At 73.0% G+C, this 25,669-nt stretch carries 17 protein-coding genes; 6 read left to right on the top strand and 11 right to left on the bottom strand.

The window, feature by feature from the left end; all coding sequences use genetic code 11:
* Positions 1-3: 3 nt before the first annotated feature.
* The 5 genes from WME83_RS39810 to WME83_RS39790 form a co-directional block, all read right to left on the bottom strand.
* Positions 4-1,182 (bottom strand): glycosyltransferase family 4 protein, encoded by a 1,179-nt coding sequence (locus WME83_RS39810; RefSeq protein WP_437314929.1) that lies wholly within the window; start codon positions 1,180-1,182, stop codon positions 4-6.
* On the bottom strand, positions 1,175-2,476 hold the full coding sequence (locus WME83_RS39805; RefSeq protein WP_437314928.1) for a TIGR04295 family B12-binding domain-containing radical SAM protein: 1,302 nt from the start codon (positions 2,474-2,476) through the stop codon (positions 1,175-1,177). Before WME83_RS39805 ends, WME83_RS39810 begins: the two co-directional genes overlap by 8 nt.
* Entirely contained in the window at positions 2,473-3,591 is a 1,119-nt protein-coding gene (locus tag WME83_RS39800; RefSeq protein ID WP_437314927.1) for an SDR family NAD(P)-dependent oxidoreductase, read from the bottom strand. Before WME83_RS39800 ends, WME83_RS39805 begins: the two co-directional genes overlap by 4 nt.
* Positions 3,588-4,706 (bottom strand): NAD-dependent epimerase/dehydratase family protein, encoded by a 1,119-nt coding sequence (locus WME83_RS39795; protein ID WP_437314926.1) that lies wholly within the window; start codon positions 4,704-4,706, stop codon positions 3,588-3,590. The genes WME83_RS39800 and WME83_RS39795 overlap by 4 nt, the downstream gene beginning before the upstream one ends.
* Positions 4,707-5,142: 436 nt before the next feature.
* Positions 5,143-5,709 (bottom strand): DUF1003 domain-containing protein, encoded by a 567-nt coding sequence (locus WME83_RS39790; RefSeq protein WP_437314925.1) that lies wholly within the window; start codon positions 5,707-5,709, stop codon positions 5,143-5,145.
* Positions 5,710-5,960: 251 nt separating this feature from the next.
* Between WME83_RS39790 and WME83_RS39785 the strand changes: the two genes are divergently transcribed.
* Complete coding sequence (locus WME83_RS39785; RefSeq protein ID WP_061629153.1) at positions 5,961-6,317, top strand: antibiotic biosynthesis monooxygenase family protein; 357 nt, start codon at positions 5,961-5,963, stop codon at positions 6,315-6,317.
* A gap of 177 nt (positions 6,318-6,494) precedes the next feature.
* On the top strand, positions 6,495-7,424 hold the full coding sequence (pssA, locus tag WME83_RS39780; protein WP_437314924.1) for a CDP-diacylglycerol--serine O-phosphatidyltransferase: 930 nt from the start codon (positions 6,495-6,497) through the stop codon (positions 7,422-7,424).
* A gap of 94 nt (positions 7,425-7,518) precedes the next feature.
* Here the strand turns inward: pssA and WME83_RS39775 are convergent, their stop codons facing one another.
* Positions 7,519-11,466, bottom strand: coding sequence for a serine/threonine-protein kinase (locus tag WME83_RS39775; protein ID WP_437314923.1), 3,948 nt, complete (start codon positions 11,464-11,466; stop codon positions 7,519-7,521).
* A 141-nt stretch (positions 11,467-11,607) separates the two neighbouring features.
* Between WME83_RS39775 and WME83_RS39770 the strand changes: the two genes are divergently transcribed.
* The gene (locus WME83_RS39770) at positions 11,608-12,279 is read left to right on the top strand and encodes a TlpA family protein disulfide reductase (protein WP_437314922.1); all 672 of its coding nucleotides are present in this window, start codon (positions 11,608-11,610) and stop codon (positions 12,277-12,279) included.
* 39 nt (positions 12,280-12,318) lie between these two features.
* On the opposite strand, the gene WME83_RS39765 is transcribed toward WME83_RS39770, so the two are convergent.
* The 3 genes from WME83_RS39765 to WME83_RS39755 all read right to left on the bottom strand — a co-directional run bounded on the left by WME83_RS39765 (position 12,319) and on the right by WME83_RS39755 (position 17,232).
* Positions 12,319-13,890: a glycoside hydrolase family 30 protein gene (locus WME83_RS39765; RefSeq protein ID WP_437314921.1), complete on the bottom strand. Its 1,572-nt coding sequence runs from the start codon at positions 13,888-13,890 to the stop codon at positions 12,319-12,321.
* A 246-nt stretch (positions 13,891-14,136) separates the two neighbouring features.
* Positions 14,137-15,660 carry a lamin tail domain-containing protein gene (locus WME83_RS39760; protein WP_437314920.1) on the bottom strand — a complete coding sequence of 508 codons (1,524 nt, stop codon included), beginning with the start codon at positions 15,658-15,660 and terminating at the stop codon, positions 14,137-14,139.
* A gap of 249 nt (positions 15,661-15,909) precedes the next feature.
* On the bottom strand, positions 15,910-17,232 hold the full coding sequence (locus WME83_RS39755) for an STAS domain-containing protein (protein ID WP_437314919.1): 1,323 nt from the start codon (positions 17,230-17,232) through the stop codon (positions 15,910-15,912).
* 389 nt (positions 17,233-17,621) lie between these two features.
* On the opposite strand from WME83_RS39755, the gene WME83_RS39750 reads away from it, so the two are divergent.
* Positions 17,622-18,446, top strand: coding sequence for a tetratricopeptide repeat protein (locus WME83_RS39750; RefSeq protein ID WP_437314918.1), 825 nt, complete (start codon positions 17,622-17,624; stop codon positions 18,444-18,446).
* Positions 18,447-18,537: 91 nt separating this feature from the next.
* Here the strand turns inward: WME83_RS39750 and WME83_RS39745 are convergent, their stop codons facing one another.
* Both WME83_RS39745 and WME83_RS39740 read right to left on the bottom strand, forming a co-directional pair.
* A complete protein-coding gene (locus WME83_RS39745; protein WP_437314917.1) occupies positions 18,538-19,800 on the bottom strand; it encodes a hypothetical protein in 1,263 nt (420 codons plus the stop codon).
* Positions 19,801-19,951: 151 nt separating this feature from the next.
* Positions 19,952-20,473, bottom strand: coding sequence for a hypothetical protein (locus WME83_RS39740; RefSeq protein ID WP_437314916.1), 522 nt, complete (start codon positions 20,471-20,473; stop codon positions 19,952-19,954).
* A gap of 711 nt (positions 20,474-21,184) precedes the next feature.
* On the opposite strand from WME83_RS39740, the gene WME83_RS39735 reads away from it, so the two are divergent.
* Positions 21,185-22,639 carry a formylglycine-generating enzyme family protein gene (locus WME83_RS39735; RefSeq protein ID WP_437314915.1) on the top strand — a complete coding sequence of 485 codons (1,455 nt, stop codon included), beginning with the start codon at positions 21,185-21,187 and terminating at the stop codon, positions 22,637-22,639.
* 20 nt (positions 22,640-22,659) lie between these two features.
* Entirely contained in the window at positions 22,660-25,602 is a 2,943-nt protein-coding gene (locus tag WME83_RS39730) for a glycosyltransferase (protein ID WP_437314914.1), read from the top strand.
* Positions 25,603-25,669: the final 67 nt, after the last annotated feature.

The following is a 25,669-nucleotide window of genomic DNA, read 5'->3' as shown; positions in this document are numbered from 1 at the left end:
GGCTCACTCGCCTCCCACGGCGGCCGCGGCGGCGGCGCGCGGCGCCTCGCGCGCCGGCGAGCGCTTCGCGCGCGAGCTGCCCTCGAAGAGCTCGCCGTAGAGGTGCAGGTAGCCCCGGGCCATCCGCCGCGGCGAGAACGCGGAGGCGCGGGCGCGGGCGCGCGACGCCATCTCCTGCCGCCTTCCGGGAGCGTCGACGAGCGCCTGGAGCGCGCGGCGGAGGGCCTCGGCGTCGCCGGGATCGACGTAGAGGGCCGCGTCCCCCCAGACCTCACGCAGGCTGGGGATGTCGCCGAGGACGAGGGCGCAGCCGGAGAGCGCGGCCTCCAGGACCGACAGGCCGAACGGCTCGTAGCGGGCGGGGTGCGCGCAGATCGACGCGCGGGCGAGCGCGGCGGCGACGCCGGCCGGCGAGAGCACGCCGAGGTGCTCGAGCGACGGGAGGGGCCGGCTGCCCCCGCCGGGGTGGACGTCGCTCCCGGCCACCTGGATCGGCCAGGGCAGGCGAGGGGCCACCTCGCCGAGGGCCGCGATGTTCTTGGCCTGGTCCCAGAGCCGCCCGACCGCGACGATGACCTCGTCCTTCGGGCCCGGGGCGAACCGGTCCGGGTCGGCCGCGTTGGGGATCACCACCGCCCGCGCGCCCCGGAGGGGCGCGAGCGCCCCGTGGTGGCGCACGAGGGCGTCGAGCATCGCCCGGGTCGGCGCCACCACCGCGGAGGCGGCGGCGAGCCCGCGGGCCACCTCGCGCCGGTAGCGATCGTACCGAGGCGGCGCCTCCCCGCCGAGGACGGCGGTCCACCAGGAGAGCACGCACGAGTGGGCCACCACGAGCTTCGGGGCGCGGAAGCCGAGGGCGCCGTGCGCGTAGCCGTTCAGGTGGACCACGTCCGGGCGGACGCGCTCCTCGAGCTCGAGGAGCCAGTCGCCGGCGCGCGCGACGTCGTCCCAGGGGTCGTCCATCCACTCGAGCCGGAAGGAGCTCTCGAAGACGGCGAGCCCGGGCACGCGGCCCGCGGCCTCGCGCTGGGGCGCCGAGAGCGGCCCGCCCATGGTGGCGAGCGACGTCCGGACCCCGCGCGCCGCGAGCGCGCGCGCGAGCTCGATCGCGTAGGAGAAGACGCCGCCCACCGTGTCGGCGGTCATCAGGACGGAGCCGGGGGAGGGCAGGGCGTCAACCATGGCCGGGCGCCGCGACCTCGAGCTCGGAGAGCGGGAGCGGGCGGCTCTCCTGGATGTCGCTGAAGTGATCGAACTGGCCGAGGTAGTGCGCGACCGAGCGCTCCCACGCCTGATCGTCCGGCAGGCCCCAGCGCATCGTGTAGTCGGGCGAGCCGGGGTAGGGGAACATCGGCACCGGCTCGTTCGCCCACACGCCGTGCTGCCGGAGCCGGTCCCGGAAGGCGGCGACGTCCGCGGGATCGTCGGTCTGCGACTGGATCAGGTTCGCCTGGACGAAGGGGACGCTCTTCTTGGCGTGGATCAGGAGGTCGCTGAGCTGCTCGGTCGAGAGCTTGCAGTGCTTGGCCAGGAGGCTCCTGCCCTCCTTGGTGATGCTCTCCACCCCGGCCTCGATCGAGACGCACCCCGCCTTCCCGAGCAGGTCGAGCGTCTCGCGGCTCCAGTTGTCGATGCGCATCTGGACGCCGAACGACACCGGCCGATCCACGAGCGCCTCGAGCAGCGGGCGGTCCGGGAGGAAGATCTCGTCGATGAAGTAGACGTAGCGGACGCCCTGCGCGACGAGCCCGTCGAGCTCGTCGAGGAGCACGGGGAGCGGCCGCTTGCGGTAGCGATCGCGGAAGTTGTCCTTCGCGCAGAAGGTGCAGTGGTACGGGCACCCGCGGGACGCCTCGATCTCGGCGCCCGGGCCGACCGGCGCGGCGTCGAAGCGGTGGTGGTGGTGGGCGTGGCGCGCGACCGTCGCCTCGTCCCAGCGGAGGGCCGGGAGCCGGGCCATGTCGGACGCGTGCGGCCCGCCCTGGACGCGCGCCTCATCGCCTTCCGCATAGGCGATCGAGGCGATCTCGCCCCAGCGCGCGCGCGGGAGCTCCGCGAGCTGGACCAGGACTTCCTCGCACTCGCCCATCACCACCGCGTCGACCCCGAGCTTGCGCAGGGTGGCGCGGGGGGTGGTGGAGGCGTGGGGGCCGACCGCGAACCGGAGGCCCGGCAGGTCGCGCAGGGCGTGGAGCGTCTGCTGCGGGACCCGGAGCTCGGGCGGGGCGCAGCGCCAGAAGAGGTAGCTCGGCGCGGTGGTCACCACGATGGCGTCGGGGCGGAGCGCGGCCACCTCGTCGCGGAGCGTCTCCTGGGAGAGGTCCCGGGCCTGGGCGTCGACGATCGCCGCCTCGTGCCCCGCGGCCTCGAGCAGCGCCCTGGCGTAGCCGTACTCGAGCGGCAGGTGGGGCTCGCGGCAGCCGAAATAGATGCTCCCCTCGAAGCTCCAGGGCGGGTTGACGAGCGCGAACCTCACTCGGCGCCCTCCATGCAGAGCTCCTCGGCCGCCTGGCCGGCCGCCTTGCCGGCGCCGGTCATCTCGCGCAGCCAGCCGTGCAGCTTGCGCACGCCGTCGCGGAACCGGACGCGCGGCCACCACCCCGTCGCCGCGTTGAACCGGCGGCAATCGGAGACGTAGTAGCGCTGATCGCCGGGGCGCCACGCCTCGAAGCCGGTCGCGGGGCGCTTGCCGTCGAGCTCCTCGATGAGGTCGAGCAGCTCGAGCAGGCTGACGGTGTTCTCCGGGCCGCCGCCGATGTTGAACGCCGTCGCGGAGATCTGCCGGATGTTCTCGCGGGCGAGGAGGAAGGCGTCGACGAGATCGTCGATGAACAGCACGTCCCGGACCTGCATGCCGTCGCCGTAGAGGGTGATCGGCTCGCGCCGGAGCGCCTGGAGGAGGAAATGAGCCACCCACCCCTGGTCCTCCGTTCCGAACTGGCGAGGCCCGTAGATACAGCTCATCCGGAACACCGCCGCGGGGAGCCCGAAGGTGCGGGCATAGTCGATCACGTACTGATCCGCCGCGCCCTTCGAGCACCCGTAGGGGCTGTGGAAGTCGAGCGGCCGGGCCTCCGAGATGCCGGCGGCGCGGAGCTTCGGGTCCTCGGGCGCGTACTGCCGATCCCTGCACTGGAGCGGGACGTCGGGCAGGCCGCCGTACACCTTGTTGGTGGACGTGAAGAGGAGCGGCGGCGGGGCGCTCTGGGCGCGGATCGCCTCGAGGATATTGAGCGTCCCCCGGGCGTTGATCTCGAAGTCCTCCACGGGCCGGACCAGGCTGGTGGTCACCGCGACCTGGGCGGCGAAATGAAAGACGCTGGAGGCGCGCCGGACCACATCGGCGACCGCGCCGGCGTCCCGCACGTCGCCGGTGACCAGCGTGACGCGGTCGCCGTGGACGCGCTTCAGCCAGTCCACGTTGCGCGCCACGGAGGGCCGCGAGAGGTTGTCGAAGAGGATCACCGACTCTCCCGCCTGGAGCAGGCGGTGGGCCACGTTGGACCCGATGAAGCCGGCGCCGCCGGTGATCAGCGCCGGTCGCCCCGGCTCCCCGGCCGCGCCGCGGGAATCGAGATCCGCGGCGCTCATACCGTCAACCCCCGGGACTCCAGCTCGGCGCGGGCCTGGGCGACAGCGTCCTTCGCCACCTGGCCCTCGAGCCAGCCGGCGAGATCGCGGAGCCCCTCCTCGAGGGTGACCTGGGGCTCATACCCGATCTTGCGCTGCGCCGCGCCGATGTCCGCGAAGCAGTGCCGGATGTCGCCCAGCCGCGATTTCCCGGTGATCTCGGGCTCGATCCGGTCCTTCCCCATCACCTTGCGGACGTGCTCGGCGACCTCGCGCACGGTGTACGACCGCCCGCTGCCGATGTTGAGCACCTGGCCCACCGCGGAGTCGGCGCTGAGGACCCGGACGCAGGCGCGGGAGATGTCGGCGACGCTCACGAAGTCGCGCCGCTGCAGGCCGTCCTCGAAGATGAGGGGCGGACGATCGTTGAGGAGCCGGGAGGCGAAGATGGCGAGGACGCCGGTGTACGGGTTGGAGAGGGCCTGACGGCGGCCGTACACGTTGAAGAAGCGGAGGGCGACGGTCGGGATGTTGTAGGCGCGCCCGATGGTCAGGCAGAGCCGCTCCTGGTCGTACTTCGAGAGCGCGTAGACCGACTCGAGCGCCGGCGTCTTGGACTCGGGGGTCGGGATCGGCACGAGCGCCTCGCCCGCCTCGCTCCGGACCTCCCAGTCGCCGCGCTTCAGCTGATCGAGCGGGCGGCTCGCGCCGGGGACCACGGCGCCCGAGGCGGTCCGGTAGAGCCCCTCACCGTACACGCTCATGCTGGAGGCGACGATCAGCCTCGACACCGGCCTCTCGGCGAGCTCTTCCAGGAGCACGGCGGTGCCGAGGTTGTTGACCGAGGTGTACTCCTCGATCTTGTACATGCTCTGTCCGACCCCGACCATGGCCGCGAAGTGGTAAACGACGTCCACTCCACGTAATGCCGACTTCACCGCGTCCCGGTCCCGGACGTCACCCACGATGAGCTCGACTTCCGGGTTGAGGTAAGCCGGGCGCCGGCGCTCGGGCCCGTGCACCTGCGGGATGAGGCTGTCGAGCGCCCGGACGCGGTGCCCTTGGCGCAGGAGCTCGTCGGCGACGTGCGAGCCGATGAAGCCCGCTCCACCGGTGATGAGGACGTGACTGGCCATATTCCTCTGGGTCGATGGTCAATGCGTGGCAAAACGCCACGAGCCTGAGCGGATGAGGCTAGGCTATAGAAGAGGGCGCCCTCGCGCGCGACGCCGCGCTCGGCACAGCTCAGTGCGCCGCCGTGTCCGATTCTGTTCAGCGCGGACATCGTACAATCGACGCCCGGGACGCCATCCGAGTAACATGTAACTCACGACCCTGCAAGAGCGGTTCGTGAGAGATTTGACAATATCACCCGCAGTGCGATCTTCGAGTCGCGCTGGCGAGTACTCGAATCCCGTCGGAACCCTCCGTGATTTCACGGACAATCCTCGGGCTCGGGCCATGGCGCTCCGGCGCGTGGGCGCGCCGTCTGTGAACGACGGAGCATGCGATACGCCACCTCACCGTGGGATCAGGCGAGCCCGGTGCTCCTCTAGGGAGAGTCCGTATTGACTACTTCGTTATATCCCGCTGCGCGCGCTCGATCTCCTCCAGCACCACCTCGGGGTGGACATCTTTCTTGAGCTCCTCGAGGTGCGGGTCGCTGGTCCGGGGCACCTTGAGGTGCCTGGAGATGCCGTCGACGAGCTCGATGAGCCGGGTGACCTCGTGCTCTGCCAGGAGGTTGATCTGGAGGTCGAGATCGGCGCGTTTGTCGGCGAGCGCCTGCATGCGGTTCTGGCTGATGAGCACGAAGGTCGAGAGGAAGATCGCCTCGACCGAGGCGATCATCGCGAGCATCACGAACGGAAACGGGTCGAACGGCTTGAGGCCGGGGATGACGCCCGTGTTCACCACGATCCAGCCCCCGAAGACGGTGGCGTGGAGGAAGACGAACGTCATGCTCCCCGTGAACTTGGTGATCGTGTCGGCGAGGGCCTCCTGGAAGCCCTTGTTGCGCTCGCTCTCCTTCCGGACCTGCAGGAGCGCCTGGATGTTCCGGCGCACCACGCCCTCCATCTCGGAGCGATCGAGCCCCGCTGCTGATTTGGCGCCGCGAGCCGTCTCGGAATCGTTCATGAACGGACCTCCTGGGATGAGGGCTCCGAAAGGCGGACTTGTCAATCCGTTTTCGTCGGAGCTGCCGCACCGGACGTGACCGGTCGTGTGTCATGGACTGCATTACGATGAGCTCTCAGAATTTCCACGATTATTTGCAGCGAGCGGGGGCAACGTGCGGGGCGCCGGTCCCGGAGGGACGGGCACGCTGCTAAGCTCGCCGTCGCCCGCGTCGGGGCGGGTCCCGGGTACCAGTCAGTGAAGGAGGAGCCATGATCGTCGTCACCAACCGCATTCCCGTCGCCGAGGGCCACGAGGCCGAGTTCGAGGACCGCTTCAAGAACCGGGTGCACCTGGTCGACCGCGCGCCCGGCTTCATCCGGAACGAGGTGCACCGCCCCAAGCCGATGAAGCTGGACCACGCGACCGGCGCGTGGAGCCCGGACCCGGACGCGCAGGGGTTCTACGAGGTCAAGACCTGGTGGCGGTCGATGGACGACTTCATCGCCTGGACGAGGAGCCCCGCGTTCGCGGAGGCGCACCGGAACCGCGCGCCGAAGGAGATGTTCGCGGGCCCGAGCAAGCTCGATATCCACGAGGTGTTCCTCAGCACCGATCTGCAGGGCTAGCGCTCCTCGGCGCGGGCCGGGGGCGCCTTCCGCGCGCGGGGGCGCCGTGCGCGCGAGGCGCGCGCTCCCGGCTTGAAGGCGCGTGGCCTCGTGTACTACGAGGCCGGGCGAGCGGGCCCGTCGGGCCGCGGGCCAGGGGCCGCGCGGCCAGGCGGGGCCTGGAAGACCTCGCCCATCATGTCAGCACTCACTCCAGGAAGACGGGACGCCGGCGTCGCGCGCTGGCGCCCCCGGCCAGGCCGAGGCGCGGGGCCCGAGCGGCCGCGCGTCGAGGCGGCGCGGAGGCGACCGCCGCGGGCCCCGGGGAAGGCGCTGTTTCTCCTCCCCAACCTGATCACGCTGTCATCCATCTTCTGCGGCCTCGACGCGGTACGGCGCTCGGCCGCCGCGCGGTCGGACGACGATTTCCGGCGCGCCGCGAGCCTCATCCTCCTCGCGATGCTCCTCGACGCGCTCGACGGCCGCGTCGCGCGGGCGACCAGGACCGACAGCGCGTTCGGGCGGGAGCTCGACGCGCTGGCCGATCTCGTCTCGTTCGGCGTGGCCCCGGCCGTGCTCGTGCACCAGTGGGCGCTGCACCGCCTCGGCCTGGCCGGCGTGCTCGGCGGGTTCGTGTTCGCGGCGTGCGGCGCGATCCGGCTCGCTCGCTTCAACGTCCTCTCCCTCGCCGAGGCGCCCTGTTCGCCGGCGCCGCCGCGGTACGTCGTCGGCCTCCCCGTCACCGGCGCGGCCGGGACCCTCGTCGCGATCGTCATGACCCACGGCGTCGCGGACGGGCAGCTCGCCGGGGCCGGCGCCGCGCCGGCGGTCCTCGCGACGACGCTGCTCCTCTCGCTCCTGATGGTGTCGACCCTGCGGTTCCGCTCGTTCAAGGACGTCCGCCTCGACGCCCGCGCCGCGCTGTCGATCGCGCTCGTCCTCGGCTCGAGCGCGATCATCTCGGCCCGCTGGGCGCCGGGGTTCGTCCTCGTGTGGCTGATCGGCGCCTACGTCCTGCTCGGGGTGGTCGAGTCGCTCTGGCGCCCTCCGGCGCGGCGCCGCGGCGCGCCGGGCGAGCCCGCCGCCGCCCTCGAGGCGTGTCCCCGGGGCGGGGAGGAGCGGATTTAGCTCCGCGTGTCAGGCTCCATCTGGCGGCAGCGCAGCTTTTTCTCTCACGAGGGGTGTCTGAGCGAGCGCGCGATGTCTTGTCGCGGCATTGACGTCATTCACGTGGCTCGGCTGTTCGTCCGAGAGCATGATTCCAAGGGCCGGCGCTCCCAGGGCACGTGCCCTCCCCCAGCCACGCGCGCGCCACGAGGAGCGTGCGGGCGTGCTCGGGGACGCGCTCGAGGAAGCTCTGCCGGTAGGCCGGATCCTCGATCCGCGCGGCCCGGGTGAGCAGGTCCTCGCGCGCCTCGCGGATGGCCGCGCGCGCCGCCTCGGCCTCGCCGGCGGCGTCGAGCGCCTCCGCGCGCGTGAGCAGGAGGGACGCGTGGCGCGCGTCGTAGACGCCTGCGCCGCGGACGAGCGCGACCACCTGCTCCGCCTCCCGCGCGGCCTCCTCGGCGCGACCGCGGGCGAGGAGGAGCTTCGCCCGGAGCCCGCGCGCCATGGCGTCGACCGTCACGAGCCCCGATGTCCCCGCGTCGGAGCCGTCGAGCACCTCCGCGGCGGCGTCGACCTCCCCGCGCGAGAGCCGCGCCTCGGCGAGCGCGAGCTGCGCCGCCATGATGACCACCCCTTCGCCCTGCGAGCGCGCCTCTCCCAGCGCGGCCTCCGCGGCCGCGACGGTCTCGTCCAGCCTGCGCTCGCCGAGGCGGACGTTCGCGAGGACGAGCCGCGAGAGCGGCTCGTTGGCGCGCGCCGAGCGAGCGACGGACAGCGAGCGCTCCACGCAGCGCTCCGCTTCCTCGAACGCCCCGAGCAGCGCGCAGTCCCAGCCCATGAAGGCGATGGAGTGGGGCATGCTCAGCAGGTCCTCGGCGATCGCGAGCCGCTGCCCGGCGGCGGCGTGAAGCCGCATCGCGGCCCACGGGTTCCGCTCCACATAGGACTCCCAGAAGGCCGACGCCTCGTCGACGTAGGCCGTGACGGAGGGGTCCTCGTCCACGACGGGCGCGGCGATCGCGCGCAGCCGCCCCAGGAAGAGCGCGGCTGCGTCCCGCTGCCCCCCGATCAGCAGCACGAACACCGCCGTGGAGAGCGCGTGCGCCAGCGCGATGATGGCGTCGGCGGCCGGCTGCACCCTGAGCAGCCGCTCCGTGAGGGTGGAGAGCGCCTCGGGACGACGCCGCATCAACGCCAAGAGGACGGCGAGCCCCAGCGCGCGGCAATACGTCGACGAGCCGCCGGTCGCCCGCGCCATCACCTCTTCCGCGGCCCTCATCGCCTCCAGGTGGTCCCCCGTGTACGCGGCGGCTTCCGTCACGTGCATCCACAGCTCCGGCAAGCGTTCCCCCTCCGGCGCGAGCGCGAGCCCGCGCCGCGCAGAGGAGAGCGCCGGCGCCAGATCCAGGCTTCGCAGCGCGCGCTCCGCCGCCCTCGAGTGCCAGAGAGCCGCCTTCCCCCCGACCGCTCCCCGCTCGAAATGCTCGGCGAGCACGACGGGATCCGGCTCACCCGCGCGCTCCAGCCAGGCCCCCGCGAGCCCGTGGCCGACCTGACGGTCGCGATCCAGGAGCATCGCGTAGGCTGCCTGTCGGACCAGCGCGTGCCGAAACGCGTATTCCTCCTCCCCCGCGAAGCGACGCTCGCGCCGCCGCGCCACGATCTCGCGCTCGATGAGATCCGCGAGCAGCTCGTCCGAACGCGCCGCCTCCTCGCCCAGGAGCGCCAGCACGCCGCTCTTCCAGAAGCGATCCCCGAAGACGCTCGCCGCGCGCAGGAGGCGCCGGGCTTCCAGCGGGAGCGCCGACAGCCTCGCCTCCACCATCCCCAGCACCGTCTCCGGCAGCGTATCGCTGCGTCCGTCCACCGCCGCCCGGATCAGCTCCTCGATGAAGAAGGCATTTCCCTCCGCCCGCTCCACGAGCGACGCTATCTGTCGCGCGGCGGCCGGATCGCGCAGCGCGGCGGATACCATCGCTTCCGCAGCCCGCTTCGACAGCGGACCCAGGCGGACCTCGTGTGCGTTCCGCTCCGCCCACAGCCGGGGAAAGATCTCGTGCAGCTCGGGCCGCGCGAACGCGAGCACACCGAACGGCTCGTCCTTGAGCTCGCGCAGCGCCACATCGCAGAGCTTCACGCTGGCCGGATCACCCCAGTGCAGATCCTCCAGCACCCAGAGCAGCGGCCCTCTCCGCGTCACCGCCCGCATGAAATCCAGGCACGCCGACTCCACCTGCTCGGCCATGAGCTGCGCGTTGTTGCGCGCCGCCCGGAGCCGCGGGCTCTTCTCGTCCGGGAACGGCGCTCCCACGAGCTCTCCGAGGAACTCCGCCACGCGCTCGGCCGCGTCGCCGGCGACAGTCCTCTTCACCGCCGAGAGGATCTTCTCCTGCTGCGCCGAGGGCCGCTCACCTGCCTCGATGCCCAGCGCCCCTCGAAGCCCGGAGCCGAGCAGCCCGAGCCCTCCTTTGGCGCCCAGGGAATCGCCTCTTCCGATGACGATGGCCAGATTCGGTATGCGGTCGCTCAACCTCCCCATGAGCTCCAGCCGCAGCCGCGACTTGCCCATTCCCGCCGGCGCGGTCACCTTGATCGCGACCGCCCTCCGATCCTCGAACGCGTCCTCCAGGGAGCCGAGCAGGCGCTGCATTTCCCGGTCCCGGCCCACGAACGGGCTGGGTCTGCCGAGCAGCAGCCGCGGCTGCTCACCCAGCATGCGCTCGCGAACGAGCACCCAGAGCTCTCCGCTCTCCGTCACCTCGAAGCGCGTGTCGAGGAGCGCCCGCGTGACCTCGTCGAGGACCATGATGGGTCCTCCGGCGCTCCCGTGAGCGCGCATCCGCTCGAGCAGCGTCGCGGCTCGATCGACGATCTCACCCACCTGCTGCCGCTCCGTCGTATCCCCGCGCCCGGTCACGAGGGCCATCCCCGCGCGCGGCAGGCCCGCGTGGACACGGAGCGCGCAACGGGCCGCGCGCGCCGCCTGATCCGTCGCGTTGCCCGCGCCCGCCAGCACGACGAGCATCGTCCCGTCCGCGAGCACGTCGACGGTGGCCCCGAGCGGCTGCACCGCGTCCCGCGCGATCTTCCACGAGGCCCCTGCGACGGGCGCCGTCGCGTCGTCCTGGCCCGCCGGCTCGTCCTGCGGGGGCGCGATCGCCAGGATCGAGACCAGCCGCCGCTCCGTCGTGCCGATCGGAGCGCGAGCCGCGTCCTGCCGAGGAGCCGCGCGCAGAGCGGCCCCCCTCGGGATCCGGGCGAGCGCCTCCGCCACGGCGGCGCCGTGGGCAGGCCGCGCCCCGGGATCCTTCGCGAGCATCCGGTGGCAGAGCTCCGACAGCTCGCGCGGCACGTCCGCGCAGACCTCGATGAGCCGCGGCGGCTCTTCCAGGAGGAGCTTGGCCAGGAGCGCCATCACCTGCATTCCTCGGAACGCGGCTCTCCCCGTCACGCACTCGAACAGCACCGCACCGAGCGCGAAGACGTCCGCCTGCGGCCCCACCTCACGCTCGCCCTGCGCCTGCTCCGGCGCCAGGTATCCGGGCGTCCCCAGGATCGCGCCTGACTGCGTCAAGGTCGCGAGCACGCCCGGTTGCCGCGCGATCCCGAAATCGAGCAGCTTCACGCGCGCCGCGTCGCCGCCCACCAGGAACAGATTGGTCGGCTTCACATCGCGGTGGACGATCCCCCGCGCGTGCGCCGCGCCGAGCGCGCCGGCGGCGCGCTGGACGAGGTTCAAGGTGTCCTCCAGCGTGAGGCCTCCGCGCGAGAGGCGCGCGGCGAGGTCCTCGCCCTCCAGCCACTCCATCGCGAGGTAGGGCTCCCTCGCCGGCGCGAGGCCGTGCCCCACGTAGCGCACCACGTGACGGTGCTCGATCGCCGCGAGGATGCGTGCCTCGTGCGCGAAGCGCGCGGCGTCGCCGCCCACCGGATCGCGCAGGAACTTCAGCGCCACCGCCTCGCCCGTCGCGCGGTCCAGCGCCCGCCACACCGTGCCCATCCCGCCAGCGCCGACCTGCGCCTCGAGCGCGAATCGGTCGGCGACAAGCTCCCCTGCTCGCATGGCTCGGCAGGATGCGCCCACGCGACGGTGGAGCTCAACCGCCATGAAGCGGGGAGGACCCGGCACGGGCGGTGGGACGCCGTCCCGCCCGGATTGACGCGCCCGCGCCGGGCTGCCACCGTCGCGCGCGGGGATATCGCCATGCTCGCTCGCTTGCGTTTGCTGCCGCTCGCCGCGCTCGCCCTCGCGTGCGCCTCCCCGGAGCCCGTGCCCGCGTCCGCGCCCCTGGGGCCCGCGCCCGCGGAGCCCGCTGCGCCTGCGCCGTCTCCGGAGAGCGCCCCGCCCACGTCGGGCGGCGACCCGGGCTTCGACCACGATGTGTCGGGCGTCGTCGGGGCGCCTCCGCCGGCCTGGGACGTGGGGCCCTGGTACAACTCACCGCCGCTCACGCCGGCGGACCTGCGGGGCAAGGTCGTGCTCGTCCGCTGGTTCATGTCGCCGAACTGCCCGCTTTGCAGCGCCACCGCCCCGGCGCTCAAGGCGCTGGACGAGCGCTATCGGTCACGAGGGCTGGTCGTCGTCGGGATGTATCACCACAAGGACGAAGAGCCGCTCGATCCCGCGGCGGTCAAAGGCTACCTGTCGCACTTCGGGTACAGCTTCCCGGTCGCGATCGACCCGGACTGGCGCACGCTCAAGCGCTGGTGGATCGACGGCCACCCGAAGCGCCAATACACGAGCGTCAGCTTCCTCCTCGATCGCGCGGGGCTGGTGCGGCACGTGCACCTCGGGGGCCAGCTTGCGCCCGGTACCCCCGAGTTCGCCACCGTCGAGGGGCGCGTCCGCGCGCTGCTCGACGAGCCGGCGCGGTGACACCGCGCCCAGCATCGCTTCGACCCCCCCTCGCCGGCCTCACGTCCAGTTGACGGTGGCCCACCCGTGGGCAGGGATGCTGAACTGGAGCTTCTTTCCGGCCACGTCGAGGACGGTCATCTTCGCCGCATTGCCGGAGTTGTACAGGATCGTGACGATGGTCCCGTCGGGGTTCTTGAACGCCAGCGCGTCGCCGCCGGTCGTGGCGACGCGCATCGCCCCGGGATCGACGTACTCGGAGACATGGCGAAAGACGTGGTAGACGGGGGTCACGTTCAGCGTCTTCGCCGCCGTGTCCACGGTGAGCAGCGCGTTCTGGGGCCACGGCCGCTGCGAATCCAGGTTCTTCCCCGCCGTGTCCAGCACCATGTTCCAGGCGCTGTACGAGGTCACCCCTGCCTTGATCCAGTCGCGGATCAACCCCCAGCTCTCCTCCGCGTACGCGTGATCGTTCGGCGCCTTCTGCGCGTCGAACGGCGGCGAGCCCGCGGGGTTCCAGGGGTAGTTACCGCACTTGTGCTCCGTCTGCACGATCGGCAAATTGCGCGATCTCAAGCCGGAGGCGCTGCTCATCATGTTCCACTGCAGCCCGAAGCCCTTGACGTATCCCATCGCGGTGGCGTCGCCGGTCACGGCGCTGATGATCGCCCCGTCTTTCCCGCTCTCGTTGTTGGACATCGTGCCGAGGTAGATCTGCGCCGTGAGCCCCCGGTCCGCGAACGTCGGCCCCAGATGCGCGCCGATGAACTTGGCCATGAGCGGCCCCGTCCAGAGGCAGCTCGGGTACCTCGTCTCGTAGTTCGGCTCGTTCTGAGGGTGAACCGCCTCGATGGTGATGCCCTCTTCGGCGTACGCCTCCACGAACTTCGCGAGGTACAGGGCATACGCCTGCAAGGTGCTCGCGTCGTCCTTCATGCTGCCGCCATCGAAGGCGCCGTTGCTCTTCATCCAGGTGGGGGGCGTCCAGGGGCTGGCCCAGAGGTGGAGGCCGGGCCTCACGGCGAGCGCCGCCTTGATGTACGGGATCAGCCTCTCCTTGTCCCGATCGATGGAGAAGCTCGCCATCGCGGTGTCGTTCGGCGTCTCGTTGAGCGTGTAGCGGTCCATCGCGTAGTCGCTGGCCCCGATGGGGATGCGCCCGTAGACGAACGCCGCGCCCTCGTGCTTGTCGAAGAGGAGCTCGATGGCTCGCGCCCTCTCCGCCTCGCCGAGCATCGAGAGCACGTTCCAGCCCACCTCGTTGAAGGTGCCGCCGAACCCGTCCCATCGCTGGTGCGTCGTCGCGTCGTCGACGGTCACGTCGGCATTGCCGCTCGTCACCTCCGTCGGCGTTCCTGTCTTCCAGTAATCGTTCGGACCGGACGTGATCAGCGTGGGCTCGACCACGGGGGGCCCGCCGCCGGTGGACGAGCCGCCAGCGCCGCCGTCTCCGGTCGGGTCGCCGCCGGCGCCGCCCGACCCGGTCGAGCCGCTCGCGTCGGTTCCGCCCGACCCGGTCGAGCCGCCGGTGCTCGTCGAGCTGCTCGCCACCGACCCCGAGCCGCCCGACCCCGATCCCGAGCCGCCCGAGCCCTCGGGCTCCGTCGCGCTGGTCGAAGGACCGCAAGCCATGGAGAAAAATGCGAGCAAAACGGCGGTGGTCGAACCTCGTGCCCTGTTCATCACTAGAATCCTCGCTCCTGGGTGCAAACCCGCGGCGGTGCCCGAAGCACACGGCCGATCGTCGTCAGACTATATGCCCGAGGGGCCTTGCGGTGATCTGAACGGCGCCGCGGTTTCCGAGGGCGTCATTCGCGCGGGCCCCGCGGCCCGCCGGCGGCGAACGCGTCGACGTTACAACCCGTCCGCTGTCCCAGGCTAGAACGCCGTGCCGTCCGCGCGCGTGCCGGGCGAAGCGTTCCCGCCGAGGGTGGTGTGGAGGACGAACGATGTGCTCCCGTCGAGATCGATGCTGCGGTTCATCGAGACACCGTCCTGATCCGAGAGCGCGGACGTGTACGTGACGCTGGTCACGGTCGCGTTCGCGGCGTTTCGCAGCGTGACCGTATCGCTGCTGTTGTTGAGGCCCAGGGCTCCCGTGGAGGCGCCAACCGCTCCGATCACGCCGAGGGGCGCCGCCGAGACGTTGCCGTACACCACGACGGCGGTGGAGGGCGCGAGCGACGCTCCGGCAGGGAAAGTGTGCCGCGTCCCCGTGCTGTCGGAGAGCTTCCACCCGCCGATCGAGGCGGTCGCCGTGCCGACATTGATGATCTCGACGAACTCGCCGTCCGGATCGCTGCCCGGCTCGTTCGCGAGGACCTCATTGATGATCACGTTGGCGGTGCCGCCGCCGCTGCCGCCACCGCCGCCGCTGCCGCCGGCGCCGCCGCTGCCGCCGCTTCCGCCGGCGCCGCCGCTGCTGCTGCTGCTGCTGCTGACGCTGCTGCTGCTGACGCTGCCGCCGCTGCCGTCGGGGATCATGAAATCGCGCACGACGCCCATGTGCTGCATGCTCGGGGCGCCGCTGTCGGACGAGAGCGCGGGGCTGATCTCCGAGAGCGGAGAATAGACGCGCGTGTCCACCACGAGGCCGTTCGCGAAGCTGCTCCCGCCGATGACGACGGCGGTCTCGAGCGGCTCGAGATCGCTGTCGACGAGCACCCAGTCGTAGGGCTTGGACCGGCTGGCGTTGGTCTTGTCGTTCCCGTTCTTGTCGGCGGGATAGCTCCCGGGCTTGACGACGACGCTCGAGAGGGTCGTGACACACGCCTCGTCCCGGCCCCCGGTGTTGAAGTCGCCGCCGATCACCAGGTAATCGTCAGGGTCGACGTGCGCCTGGATGAACGAGACGAGCTGCTGCGCCTCCGTGTTGCGCGCCCCCGAGCCCGACGTCAGGAAATGGACGCTGACCGCCCAGAGGTCGGCGGAGCCGGGGATGTCGATCTGCGCCCAGGCGAAATCCCGGTTGCCGACCGACGCGTCGTCCCACTCGCCAGACGCGATGATCGGCCACCGGCTCACGATCCCGTTCGGGATCTGCGCCCCGCTCTCGCGGTAGTAACTGAACCCGGTGCCGAACGTGTCGTCCACGAAGGTGCGAATGGCGGACGGGGAGTTGCTGCCGTAGTTGAACTCTTGCAGCAGGACGATATCGGGATCGACCCCCTGCAGGATGCGCTGGCCGTGCCCCAGATCGTAGCTCTGGTTCGTGCCGCTCGTGAGGTTCGCGGCCATGAGCCGGACGCGCGTCGAGAGCGCGTCGCCGTGCTCGCCCAGGAGGGCCGTCTCCGGGCCAACCTCCCCGTCGAGCGGCGGCTCGGCCGCGCACGCGGCCGCGGCCAGCGCCGACACGAGCAACGGCACCCGAAACCACACGAACCGCGCCACCATCGAAGACATCGATCGCATATCGCTGCACCGGACCTTTCTCGGGATCGTCGCATTACAGCACGAACCAGGGCAAAGCGGGCGTCATGCTCGCCCCTGTCCCATGCTGGGATGATGCGGTTCCGGTTGAGAACGAACGACATCGGGCTCGGGCCGCGGCTCCCGGAGGCCGCCGGGGCGTTCTGGGCGGCCGCGCTCGTCTACGCTCGTCTACGCTCGATTACGCTCGATCCAGCGACCCGCCGCGCCCGACTCCGCGGCTCAGCGGCCCCTCATGGCGAACGCGATCCCGCTCTGCAGGGAGCTCTTCACGGCGAGCCGACCGAGGTCCACGCCGCTCTCCGCGAGGCGCTGGGCGACGTCGGGGCGGATCCCCGTGAGCACCGCCCGCGCGCCGAGCAGGCCCACGACCCGCACCACCTCGAGCAGCGCCTCGATCGCCGCCGGATCGAGCTCGTCCACGCCGGTCAGATCGAGGATCGCGGTGCGCGTGCGGCGCTCCGCGACGCCGCGCGACAGCGCCTCGGCCACGCGGCGCAGGCGCCCGGCCTCGAGCGGGCCGATGAGCGGCAAGACCACCACGTCGTCGCCGATGGGGATGAGCGGCATGGAGAGCTTCGCCAGCGCCGCCTCCTGGGCCTGAATCACCTCTTCCTGCAGCCGCGCGCGCTCCTGCTCGGCGCGCTTGCGCTCCGTCAGGTCGATGCCGGTCATGATGACGAACCGGAACCCCTCGTCCTTGCCGCGCAGGACCGCGCCCGACCAGGCCGTCACCCGGCGAGCGCCGTCCCTCGCCGTCCACGGGACCTCCACCTGCTTCCGCGGCGCGCCGGCGCCGAGCTCCTCGAAGAGCCCCTGGAGCTGCGCCGACGCCCCCGGATCGGGCGTGAGCTCCCAGAGATAGCGCGGCTCCAGGCGCCCGCGCCCGCTGCCCAGCGCCCGCTCGGCGGCGCTGTTCATGCGCACGATGCGCCCGCGCGCGTCGAGCACCACGATGAGGCCGTCGACGAGATCCATGACGCCGGCCATGAAGTCCCGCTCCCGGCTCAGCATCTCCTGCGCGTGCTTGCGCTCGAACAGGCGGCCGAGCTGCCGCGCGATGCGGCCGATGGTCGCGGTGAACTTCCCGTCGTCCGCGTACTCGGCGTCGGAGAAGAACTCCAGCACGGCCACCACCTCGGCCCCGACCACCACGGGGAACGCGAACCCCGCCTTGACGCCGAGGTTCTTCGCGAGCCGGGCGCGCGGGAAGTTGGCGTCTTCCGTCACGTTGCGCACCCAGACCGGCTGCTTGCCGGCGAGCACCCGCCCGGGTAGCCCGACCCCCGGGGTGAACTGCGTCGCCTCCGTGACCGCCTTGAAGGTCGCGAACTTCACCTCGTCGTTGAGGTACCAGAGCGCCGTGGGCAGGAGCAGCGAGGGATCGTCCGCCGCCGGCACGTACGCGTGCCCGACCGGCCAGCTCAGGTGATCGCAGATGTGCGCGATGGTGCGATGCAGCGCCTCCTCGACGCTCGCCGCCTCGTGCACGTCGACGGTGACCACCCGGAGCAGCTCCACGAGCGAGCGCTCATCGGTCAACACGGTGTCGAGCCTCCATCGAGCTCTCGTCGAGGTCTCCTCCGACCGTTTGATGAGACCGGTCATGATTGAAGGAGTACCACGCCGAATGTATCCAATCGGTTTCCGCATCGAGGCGATCTCGGAGGGGGTGCGCCGAGCCGCCGCGCGGTCGGCGCGCCGGTCCTGACCGCCGCGTCACGGCGCCGCCACGCCGCGGTGACCTCGCCGGGCCGGACCCCCGGCGCGCCGGGGATCCGAGACGATCGCGGCCCGGCCGTCCATGTCATCGCTGGACGATGGTGCGCGGTTCCCCTTAATGTGTCCGCCGCCCCCGCGAGGTTTCGGTGCGGGCGCAGGGCCGTGCCGCGGGCGACCTTCGGGGCGTTCACGTCTGCTTCCGACGAATTCCGATGAAACGAACGACGATGCTCTCGACCTGTCTTCGCCGGTGCGCGTTCGCGGTGACGTTGCTGGCCGCGGCGCCGGCGCTCGCGGCGAAGCCGCCGGAGGCCGCCTCGGCGGAGGCGCAGCAGCTCGCCCGGACCAAGGCGCACGAGGGGCTCAAGCTCTACGGCGCGGACCGCTGGCAGGAGGCGTTCGAGGTCTTCAAGGAGGCGGACGGGCTCTATCACGCGCCGACGCTCGTGCTCTACATGGCGCGGTGCCAGCGCAAGCTCGGCCGGCTGGAGGAGGCGCGCGGCCTGTACGAGCAGGTCCTCGCCGAGCCGCTCCCGGACGACCCGCCGGCGGCGTTCCTCGACGCGCGGAGGGACGCGGAGACCGAGCTCGCGGCCGTGCGCGCGGCGCAGGAGGCGCCCGCGGCTCCGGCGCCGGCGCCGACCGCGCCCGCCCCGGGGGGCGCGGAGGGGGGACGCGGCTCGCTGCTGCCGGCGGGGCTCGCGTTCGGGCTCGGGGCGGTGGGCATCGGCGTCGGCGCCGCGACCGGCCTCGTGTCGCTCTCGAAGGTGTCCGACATCGAGTCGCGCTGCGACGGCAAGCGCTGCCCGCCCGAGCTGAAGGGCGACGCCGACGCCGCGACCACGCTGGGCCATGTGTCCACGGTGAGCTTCATCGTGGGCGCCGCCTCGGCCGCGACCGGGGTCGTGCTGCTCGTGGTCCGGCCCGGCGGCGACGCGGCGCCTGAAGCCGCGGGCGCGGCGCCGCAAGCGAAGCGCGGCGTGGTCTGGCGCGCCGGGGTGGGCCTCGGGCGGATCGAGATCCAGGGAACGTTCTGATGGGCAGCGCCGCCGCGCAGGGCGGCGCCGCGCCGCAGGGCAGCGCCGCGCGGCGGCCGAGAGCCGCCCCGCGGCGCCGCGCCCGTTCAGGTCAGTCGCACGTGGCGACCTCGCAGGCCTCCATCTCGGGGGCGCACGCCGCGAGGATGCACGCGCTGCACGTCTCCAGGTCCTGGCCGCGGCAATCCTCGTCGCACGCGCCGAAGGCCCCGCTGGTCTGGCAATTGAGCGTCTCCGAGAGCTGAGGCCCGACCTTCTCGCAGGTGTTCACAATGCAGCCATAGAACGCGGCATCGTCGCCGGGGGTGACGCTGTTGATGCACGAGAACGCCTCGGCGCACGTGGTCTTCCCGGAGCCGAACCACGTCGAGGCGTCGAAGCCCTCGCTGTTCCGGCAGTTCTCGTAGGCCCTGGACCGCGGGAAGTACGGCCCGATGAGCATGCACATCTCGTCCTTCGTGGTCAGGCCCTGCGCGATGTCGCGATCCTCGGTGTTCTTGAAATCGCAGCGGTAGTCCAGGGCCTCTCCCGCCTTGACCTCGAGGAACGGCGAGAACTCCTGCGACGGGACCCCCTCCCATTTGTCGTGGGCGTACAGCTCCGTCATCTTGCCGTCGAGGTCGACCTTGTTGGCGACGTAGCCGACGCCGCGGCGGTGCATGTGCGACTGGATCCTCACGACCGAGATGTCCTCATCGGTGGTGCAGCGCATCCGCGCCGACGACTCCCCGTGCGGCGGCACGCTGATGAACGGGTTGTAGTGGAAGAGCATGCCCGCCTCGACCTCCACCTCGTCGTCCGCGATCGTGTAGAGGTTGATGCGCGCGTCGGTCTCGAGGGGCGCGCTCGAGGCGTTCAGGTAGTGGGTGTTCATGAGGAGCACCGTGCCCGGGGCGACCTTGAGCGCCACGCCCTCCGGGAGCTCGCCGAGGAAGGAGTTGCCGTCGGGGGACTGGGAGCCCGCGACCACGCCGTTGACGTCCCAGTAGGCCTGGGGACCCTGGCTGCAGTCGTGGACCTGGGACCCATCGATGGGGTCACCGCCGCGCGTCTCGCTCGGGATCTCGGTGTACGGCGTTGCGTAGAGGAGGACGTGGTGGCTCCCGCGCGAGAACCGCACCACCTCCTTGTTGACGTTGAGCCCCTCCGGCGGCGCGACGAAGAGCTGGCAGCGCTCGACCTCCTGCCCCGGCTCGATCGTGGAGACCATTCGATACTGCACGCCGGCGCCTTCGGCCGGCGGCTCCAGCCCCTGGTCTGCCGGGGTCCCCGGCCCGGGGCCGGGCTCCGAGGAGGAACAGCCGAAGAGCGCGACGGCGCCGAGGAGAGCGATGAGCGAGGTGGTTGTGCGCATGAATCGATACCTGCTGTGTGTTGGTCTCACATCTTGCGCGCGCAGGTGATCGAGCGCGCGCATCGTTCCCGGGGTCGCGCGGCCGCGTCGCGCTCGCCCAGGGAAATCGGTCGACGCCGGCTGGCCGGCGCCGGAGTGTCCGCGTTCGCCCTCATGCACGGGCGGGGCGGAAGCGGACGGGTAACGAGGTCATCTTCCGGAGTGAGGGGTGCCGTGCGAACACCGCCGGCCCCGCGAGCTCCATCTCGGGGAAGCGGCTGACGAGCGTCTCGATGGCGGTCCGCCCCTCGAGGCGAGCCAGCGTCGCCCCGATGCAATAGTGATCGCCGCCCCCGAAGGCAACTCCCGCGTCGGCGCCTCGCCGCAGATCGAGCGACGAGGCGCGGGGATAGACCGCCTCGCCCTGCTCCTCGGCCTGGATCAGCAGCGTCGGAACGTCGTTGTCCAGAGGTCCGCTCCGGCGCTCCTCGACGGCATCGCTCGCCACCGCGATCCCTACGTCGAGCGCCACCTCGAGCTTCCCAATTTTTTCGAGCGAGCGCCGCGCCGCCACGGACAGGCGGTGAATCGCGTCCGTGAAGCGGGGGAATGACGCGTCGTGTCGTTCCGGGGCCTCGAACGTCGAGGCGCGCAGCAAGGATACGACGTCCTCGTGCCGGAAGACGAGCCACACGCGCCCCCGCTCCCCGTAGAAGACGGGCTTTCTCCCGGAGGCGCGCGAACACGGGTGGGGGGTCCTCGTCGAACCCGGGGACGTACGGGTCGAATTCGATGGCGGCGCCGCGCTGTTCTGCCATCGCAGGGTCCTGTTGCACGAAGGGGTCCTTCCTTCAGCCGGTCGTCAGCCGCACCACCGCTGCGACAAGAGCTCGACGAGCGCTGCGACCACCGCCTCCCGCCGGAGTTCCCCGGAAAGGAGCCGGAAAGGAGATCGCCGAGCCGCGTCTGTCCGTTCGCGCGCAATCCGCGCGTAACGCGCGTAACGCGCGTAAGAGGACGTCGAACGCCTCGTCCGACAGCGCGTACGTCCTTTCGCTGTTCCGGGGCGGCTCCGCCGCGCGTCGCGACGGCGCGGCGCTCGGCGAGCGGCCAACTTGATGCCACGCGGAGGAGCGTCTGTCGAGCGTCGAGCACGACGTCGATGCTCCATGCGTCGTCTCGTCACAGGCCAGGTGTTCGAGGAATTGCACGCTCGATCTGTCGAGTAAAGAACTGCAAAGATGTCTTGATGAGGGTGGTGTCGTCGGCGCCGCGCGAAGAGGTCAGTCGGCGGCGGCGGAATGTTTGTTGCACTTCCCGACCGAGGAGAGCGCGCCTCTCGGGCCCTCGGCTCACGCGGCTTCGTCGCGCTCGCCCTGGTCGCGCGCTCTGGTACCCTGGGCCGGTGCAGCTCCGCTCCCGCTCCCGCGACCTCCCTCCTGTCATCGCCCTCGCGGCGGCCGTCGCGCTCCTCGCGCCGGCCGCGGCGCGGGCGGCGGACCCGGCGCCCGCCCTCGCGATCGACCTCGGGGGGGCGCAGCTCGACCTCGTGCTGGTGAAGGAGGGCCGCTTCCGCCAGGGCTCGCCGCCGGCGGAGGCGGGCCGCGGCGACGACGAGGCGCTCCGGGAGGTGACCCTGAGCCGCGGCTTCTACCTGGGCAAGTTCCCGGTCACGGTCGGGCAGTTCAAGCGCTTCGTCGACCAGACCGGCTACCGCACCGAGGCCGAGGTCGGCGCCTCCGGCGGGTTCGGCTTCGACGGCAAGGGCCTGTCGCAGCGCAAGGAGTTCACCTGGAGGGCTCCCGGCTTCCCGCAGACCGACCAGCACCCGGTGACGCTGGTGACGTTCAAGGACGCGGGCGAGTTCGCCCGGTGGCTGACGCAGAGGACCGGCCGCGCCTTCGATCTGCCGACGGAGGCGCAGTGGGAGTACGCCCACCGCGCGGGGACCCAGACGCGGTTCTACGCGGGGGACGACGACGCGGCCGCCGCCGCCATCGGGTGGTTCAAGGGCAACGCCGGGAGCGGCACCCGGCCCGTCGGGCAGAAGCAGCCGAACGCCTTTGGCCTGCACGACATGAGCGGCAATGTCTACGAGTGGTGTCGCGACTTGTACGGTCCCTACGCGCCCGGCCCCGCGGTCGACCCCGAGCAGACCTCGGCGCCGGGCGGCGACAAGCCCCGGCGCGTGCTGCGCGGCGGCTCGTGGCTCAAGGACGCGAGGCACCTGCGCGCCGCGGCGCGGTACCGCAACGACCCCGGCAGCCGCAACGCGGACAACGGCTTCCGCGTGGTCGCCGCGCTGGAGGCGAGCGCCCCCGCGGCCGCCGCGCCTTCGCCGGCCGCGCCGGCGGGGTCCGCGCGCGCGCCGCGCTCGAGCGCGGGGTCGGCCGCGGCGACGGTGGCGTTCGTCGGCGGCGGCCTCGTCCTGGCGAGCGCCGTCGTCGGCCTCATCGGCGTGCTCGTGCACCGCGCGACCCGCCGCAAGCCCATGCCCGGGGCGCCGCCCGGCGTGACGTTCCGGGTGCAGGGCGACGGCTTCTGGCTGCACGCGCCCCCGCACCTGCACGGGTCGGTGCTCCACTACCGCTGCCTCGTGAAGGGCGCGGTGCGGCGCACGTCGGTCCCGATCGAGGCGAGCCCGCGCGGGCAGTTCGTCTACACGGGCGGCGTCCCGTCGGCGGTGGAGGCGGAGCAGATCGGCGCGGCAGCGTGGGCCGCGGCGCCCTCCGCCGCGCACGCTGCCCCGCCGCCCGCGCCGCGCGCCGCCTGGGGCGGCCATCGCTCGCGGGAGCGCATCTCCAGCGCGCCGGACGTCGCCGTCGTCGCGCCCTTCCGCGGCTACCCCTCGGCCTACTGAGCCGCGCCGCTCGCGCCCGCATGCGCCCGCCGATCTGCGCCGTCTTCGCCGAAGCGCCCGAGCACCGCGCCCGCGCCGGCCGCACGCTGCGCGCGCTCCGGCTCGCCGGGCTCGCGCCGCTCGACCTCACGCCCGCGCCGCTCGCGGCCGCGGCGGACGCGATCGCCGCGGGGCCGGTGTGGCTCGTGCGCGGGGGCGCCTGGCCCGCGCCGTCCGCGGCGCTCGATCCGGACCCGTTCCCGCCGCCGAGCGACACCGGGCTGCCGGTCTGCGCGCTCGGCGCCGTGCTCGCGCCGCTCGACCTCGCCGCGGCGCCGGCGCCGTCCGCGGCCTGGGCGCCGCCCGCGCGCTCGGCGCCCTCCCGCGCGGCGCCCTCCGCGGCCGCGTCGCCGGCGTCCGACGCCGCGGCGTGGGCCGAGCTGCTGCGGGCGACGGGCGGCGAGCTGAGCCGGGCCGCGCGCCGCGCGCCGGGGCGCCGCGCGCCGGGGTTGCCCCGCGCGGCGAGCGTGTACCTCGACGCGCCGCTCGCCGGGGGCGTCGCGGCGCGCCTCCGCGCGGGCGAGCCGCTCGACGCCGCGCTCCAGGGCGAGCTCGGGGCGCGGCGGGCGCGCGTGGTGCGGCACGCGCCGCTCGACGTGTGCGACGACGCGGCGCTGCGGGTCGCGCAGGTCGTGACCAGCCTGCAGCGGGGCGGCGCCGAGCGGATCGCGATCGACCTCGCGACCGAGCTGCCGCGCCGCGGCGTGCGCTCGCGCGTCTGCGCGGTGTACCGGCCGACCCGCCCCACGTTCGGCGCGCCGCCGGGGACGCTCGACCTGTCCGAGGCGCGCGGCGATCGCGAGGCGCGCTTCGACGCGCTCGCCCGCGGGCTCGCCGCGTGGGGCGCGGATCTCGCGCACGCGCACCTGCTCGACGCCGAGGACCTCGGCCGGCTCTCCGCGCGCGGGTACCGGCCGCTCGTGACGGTGCACAACGTGGCCGCGGGCTGGCCGGCGGGGCTCGATCGCCTCGGTCCGGACGGCGCGGCGCTGCTCGTGGCGTGCGCGCGCGCGGTCGAGGCGGAGCTCGCCGCGCGCGGGCTGCCGGTCCCGCGGCGCACGGTGTGGAACGGGATCGACGTGGGGCCGGCGGAGCCCGGCGGCGCGCGGTTGGCGGCGGCCGACGCGTGGCGGCGGCGCCTCGAGATCGCGCCGGGCGATGTCGTCCTGCTCGCCGTGGCGAACCCGCGGCCGCAGAAGCGGCTGCACCTCCTGCCCGCGATCCTCGCGGCCACGCGGTCCGCGCTCGCCGCGGCCGGCGATCCGCGGCCGGCGCGGCTCGTGATCGCCGGGAGCGCCTCGCCGGGCAGCGAGCCGGCGCTCGCCGCGGAGGCGGAGATCCGGCGCGAGGTCGATCGGCTCGGCCTGCGCGCCGACGTGCGCTTCGCCGGCGCGGTCGCCGACGTGGCCGGCCTGCTCGCGGCGGCGGACGTGCTCGTGTCGCCGAGCGCCCACGAGGGGCTGAGCCTCGCGCACCTCGAGGCGCTCGCCGCGGGCCTCCCGGTCGTCGCGACCGGCGCCGGCGGCACGGCGGAGATCGCGGCCGAGACCCCGGCGCTCGTCCACCTGCCGCTCGACGCCGCGCCGGAGCGCTTCGCCGAGGCGATCGCGGCGGCGGCGCGCGGCGCGCCGCCGGGCGGTCGGGAGGTCGTGGCGCGGCACTTCGGCGTCGCGCGCATGGCCGAGGGGTACGCGCGGCTCTACCCGCGGGCGATCGCCCGGAACCGCGGCCTGCGCCGGGGGGACGGGCTGCTGCTCGTGACGAACAACTTCTCGACCGGCGGCGCCCAGTCGAGCGCGCGGCGGCTCTTGCTCGGCCTCGCCGCGGCCGGCGTGCGCGGCCGGGCGGCCGTGATCGAGGAGCAGCCGGAGTACCCGACGCCGGGCCGGCGGGCGCTCGTCGCCGCGGGCATCCCGGTGCTGGCGGTGCCGCCGCCGGCCGACATCGAGCCGGCCGAGGCGGTGGAGCGCCTGCTCCGCGCGATCGAGGAGGACCCGCCCGAGGCCGTGCTGATGTGGAACGTGATCGCGGAGCACAAGGTGCTGCTCGCCGACGGGCTGCTCGACGTGCCGCTCTTCGACGTGAGCCCGGGCGAGATGTACTTCGCCTCGCTGCGCCGTTATTTCGCGTCGCCGCGCCGCGGGTTGCCGTACCGCGCGCCGCGCGCCTACGGCGCCCGCCTCGCCGGGGTGATCGTCAAGTACGGGGCCGAGGCGGCGCTCGCCGCCGAGGTGCTCGGGGCGCCGGCGCACGTGGTGCCGAACGGCGTCGCGCTCGGCCCGCGCCCGCCGGCGTCGCCGCAGCGCGCGCCGGGCGGCGGCGAGCGCGCGGCGCGCGACGGGCGCGCGCGGCTCGCGATCGGGACGGCGGCGCGCGTGCACCCGCACAAGAAGCTCGACGAGCTCCTCGCCGCGCTGCGCCTCGCGGCGCCGCGGCTGCCGCCGCACGTGCTGCGCATCGCGGGCGGCGTCGAGCGCGGCGCCGAGGCGCACGCCGAGGCGCTGCGGCGGATGGCGGCGGGGCTCTCGGTCGAGTGGGTCGGCGAGCTCGCCGACACGCGCGCTTTCCTGAGCGATCTCGACATGTTCGCGCTGATCGCCGAGCCCGCGGGGTGCCCGAACGCGTCGCTGGAGGCGATGGCCGAGGGGCTGCCGGTGGTGGCCACGGCGGTCGGCGGCATGGCCGAGCAGGTCGTCGACGGCGTGACGGGCCGGCTGGTGCCGCCGGGCGACGCCGAGGCGCTCGCGGGGGCGCTGGTGGAGCTGGCCGAGGATCCGGCGCGGCGGGCGCGCATGGGGGCGGCGGGGTGGGAGCGCGCGCGGGAGCGGTTCTCGCTGGAGCGGATGGTCGCCGACTACGCGCGCGTGTGCCTGGGCGGGCGGGAGGGGCGGGGAGGCGAGGGGAGCGGGGTGGGGGCCGGGTGAGAGCGGCCACAGCCAGACGTCTGGCGGTGCGCGCCCAGACGTCTGGCTGGGGGAATCAAGCTCCCCG

The organism is Sorangium sp. So ce385, from assembly GCF_051474135.1.
GTDB lineage: Bacteria > Myxococcota_A > Polyangia > Polyangiales > Polyangiaceae > Sorangium > Sorangium cellulosum_D.
The sequence above is the reverse complement of the archived record's forward strand: the minus strand, read 5'-3'. Positions and strand labels throughout refer to the sequence as shown.

Bases quoted from the DNA above. Each gene is read 5' to 3' on its own strand.
- WME83_RS39795 (WP_437314926.1), bottom strand. From the start codon at position 4,706: ATGGCCAGTCACGTCCTCATCACCGGTGGAGCGGGCTTCATCGGCTCG.
- WME83_RS39750 (WP_437314918.1), top strand. From the start codon at position 17,622: ATGAAACGAACGACGATGCTCTCGACCTGTCTTCGCCGGTGCGCGTTC.
- WME83_RS39810 (WP_437314929.1), bottom strand. From the start codon at position 1,182: ATGGTTGACGCCCTGCCCTCCCCCGGCTCCGTCCTGATGACCGCCGAC.
- WME83_RS39745 (WP_437314917.1), bottom strand. From the start codon at position 19,800: ATGCGCACAACCACCTCGCTCATCGCTCTCCTCGGCGCCGTCGCGCTC.
- WME83_RS39790 (WP_437314925.1), bottom strand. From the start codon at position 5,709: ATGAACGATTCCGAGACGGCTCGCGGCGCCAAATCAGCAGCGGGGCTC.
- WME83_RS39730 (WP_437314914.1), top strand. From the start codon at position 22,660: ATGCGCCCGCCGATCTGCGCCGTCTTCGCCGAAGCGCCCGAGCACCGC.
- WME83_RS39765 (WP_437314921.1), bottom strand. From the start codon at position 13,890: ATGGCTTGCGGTCCTTCGACCAGCGCGACGGAGCCCGAGGGCTCGGGC.
- WME83_RS39760 (WP_437314920.1), bottom strand. From the start codon at position 15,660: ATGTCTTCGATGGTGGCGCGGTTCGTGTGGTTTCGGGTGCCGTTGCTC.
- WME83_RS39800 (WP_437314927.1), bottom strand. From the start codon at position 3,591: ATGAGCGCCGCGGATCTCGATTCCCGCGGCGCGGCCGGGGAGCCGGGG.
- WME83_RS39775 (WP_437314923.1), bottom strand. From the start codon at position 11,466: ATGCGAGCAGGGGAGCTTGTCGCCGACCGATTCGCGCTCGAGGCGCAG.
- WME83_RS39770 (WP_437314922.1), top strand. From the start codon at position 11,608: ATGCTCGCTCGCTTGCGTTTGCTGCCGCTCGCCGCGCTCGCCCTCGCG.
- WME83_RS39785 (WP_061629153.1), top strand. From the start codon at position 5,961: ATGATCGTCGTCACCAACCGCATTCCCGTCGCCGAGGGCCACGAGGCC.
- pssA (WP_437314924.1), top strand. From the start codon at position 6,495: ATGTCAGCACTCACTCCAGGAAGACGGGACGCCGGCGTCGCGCGCTGG.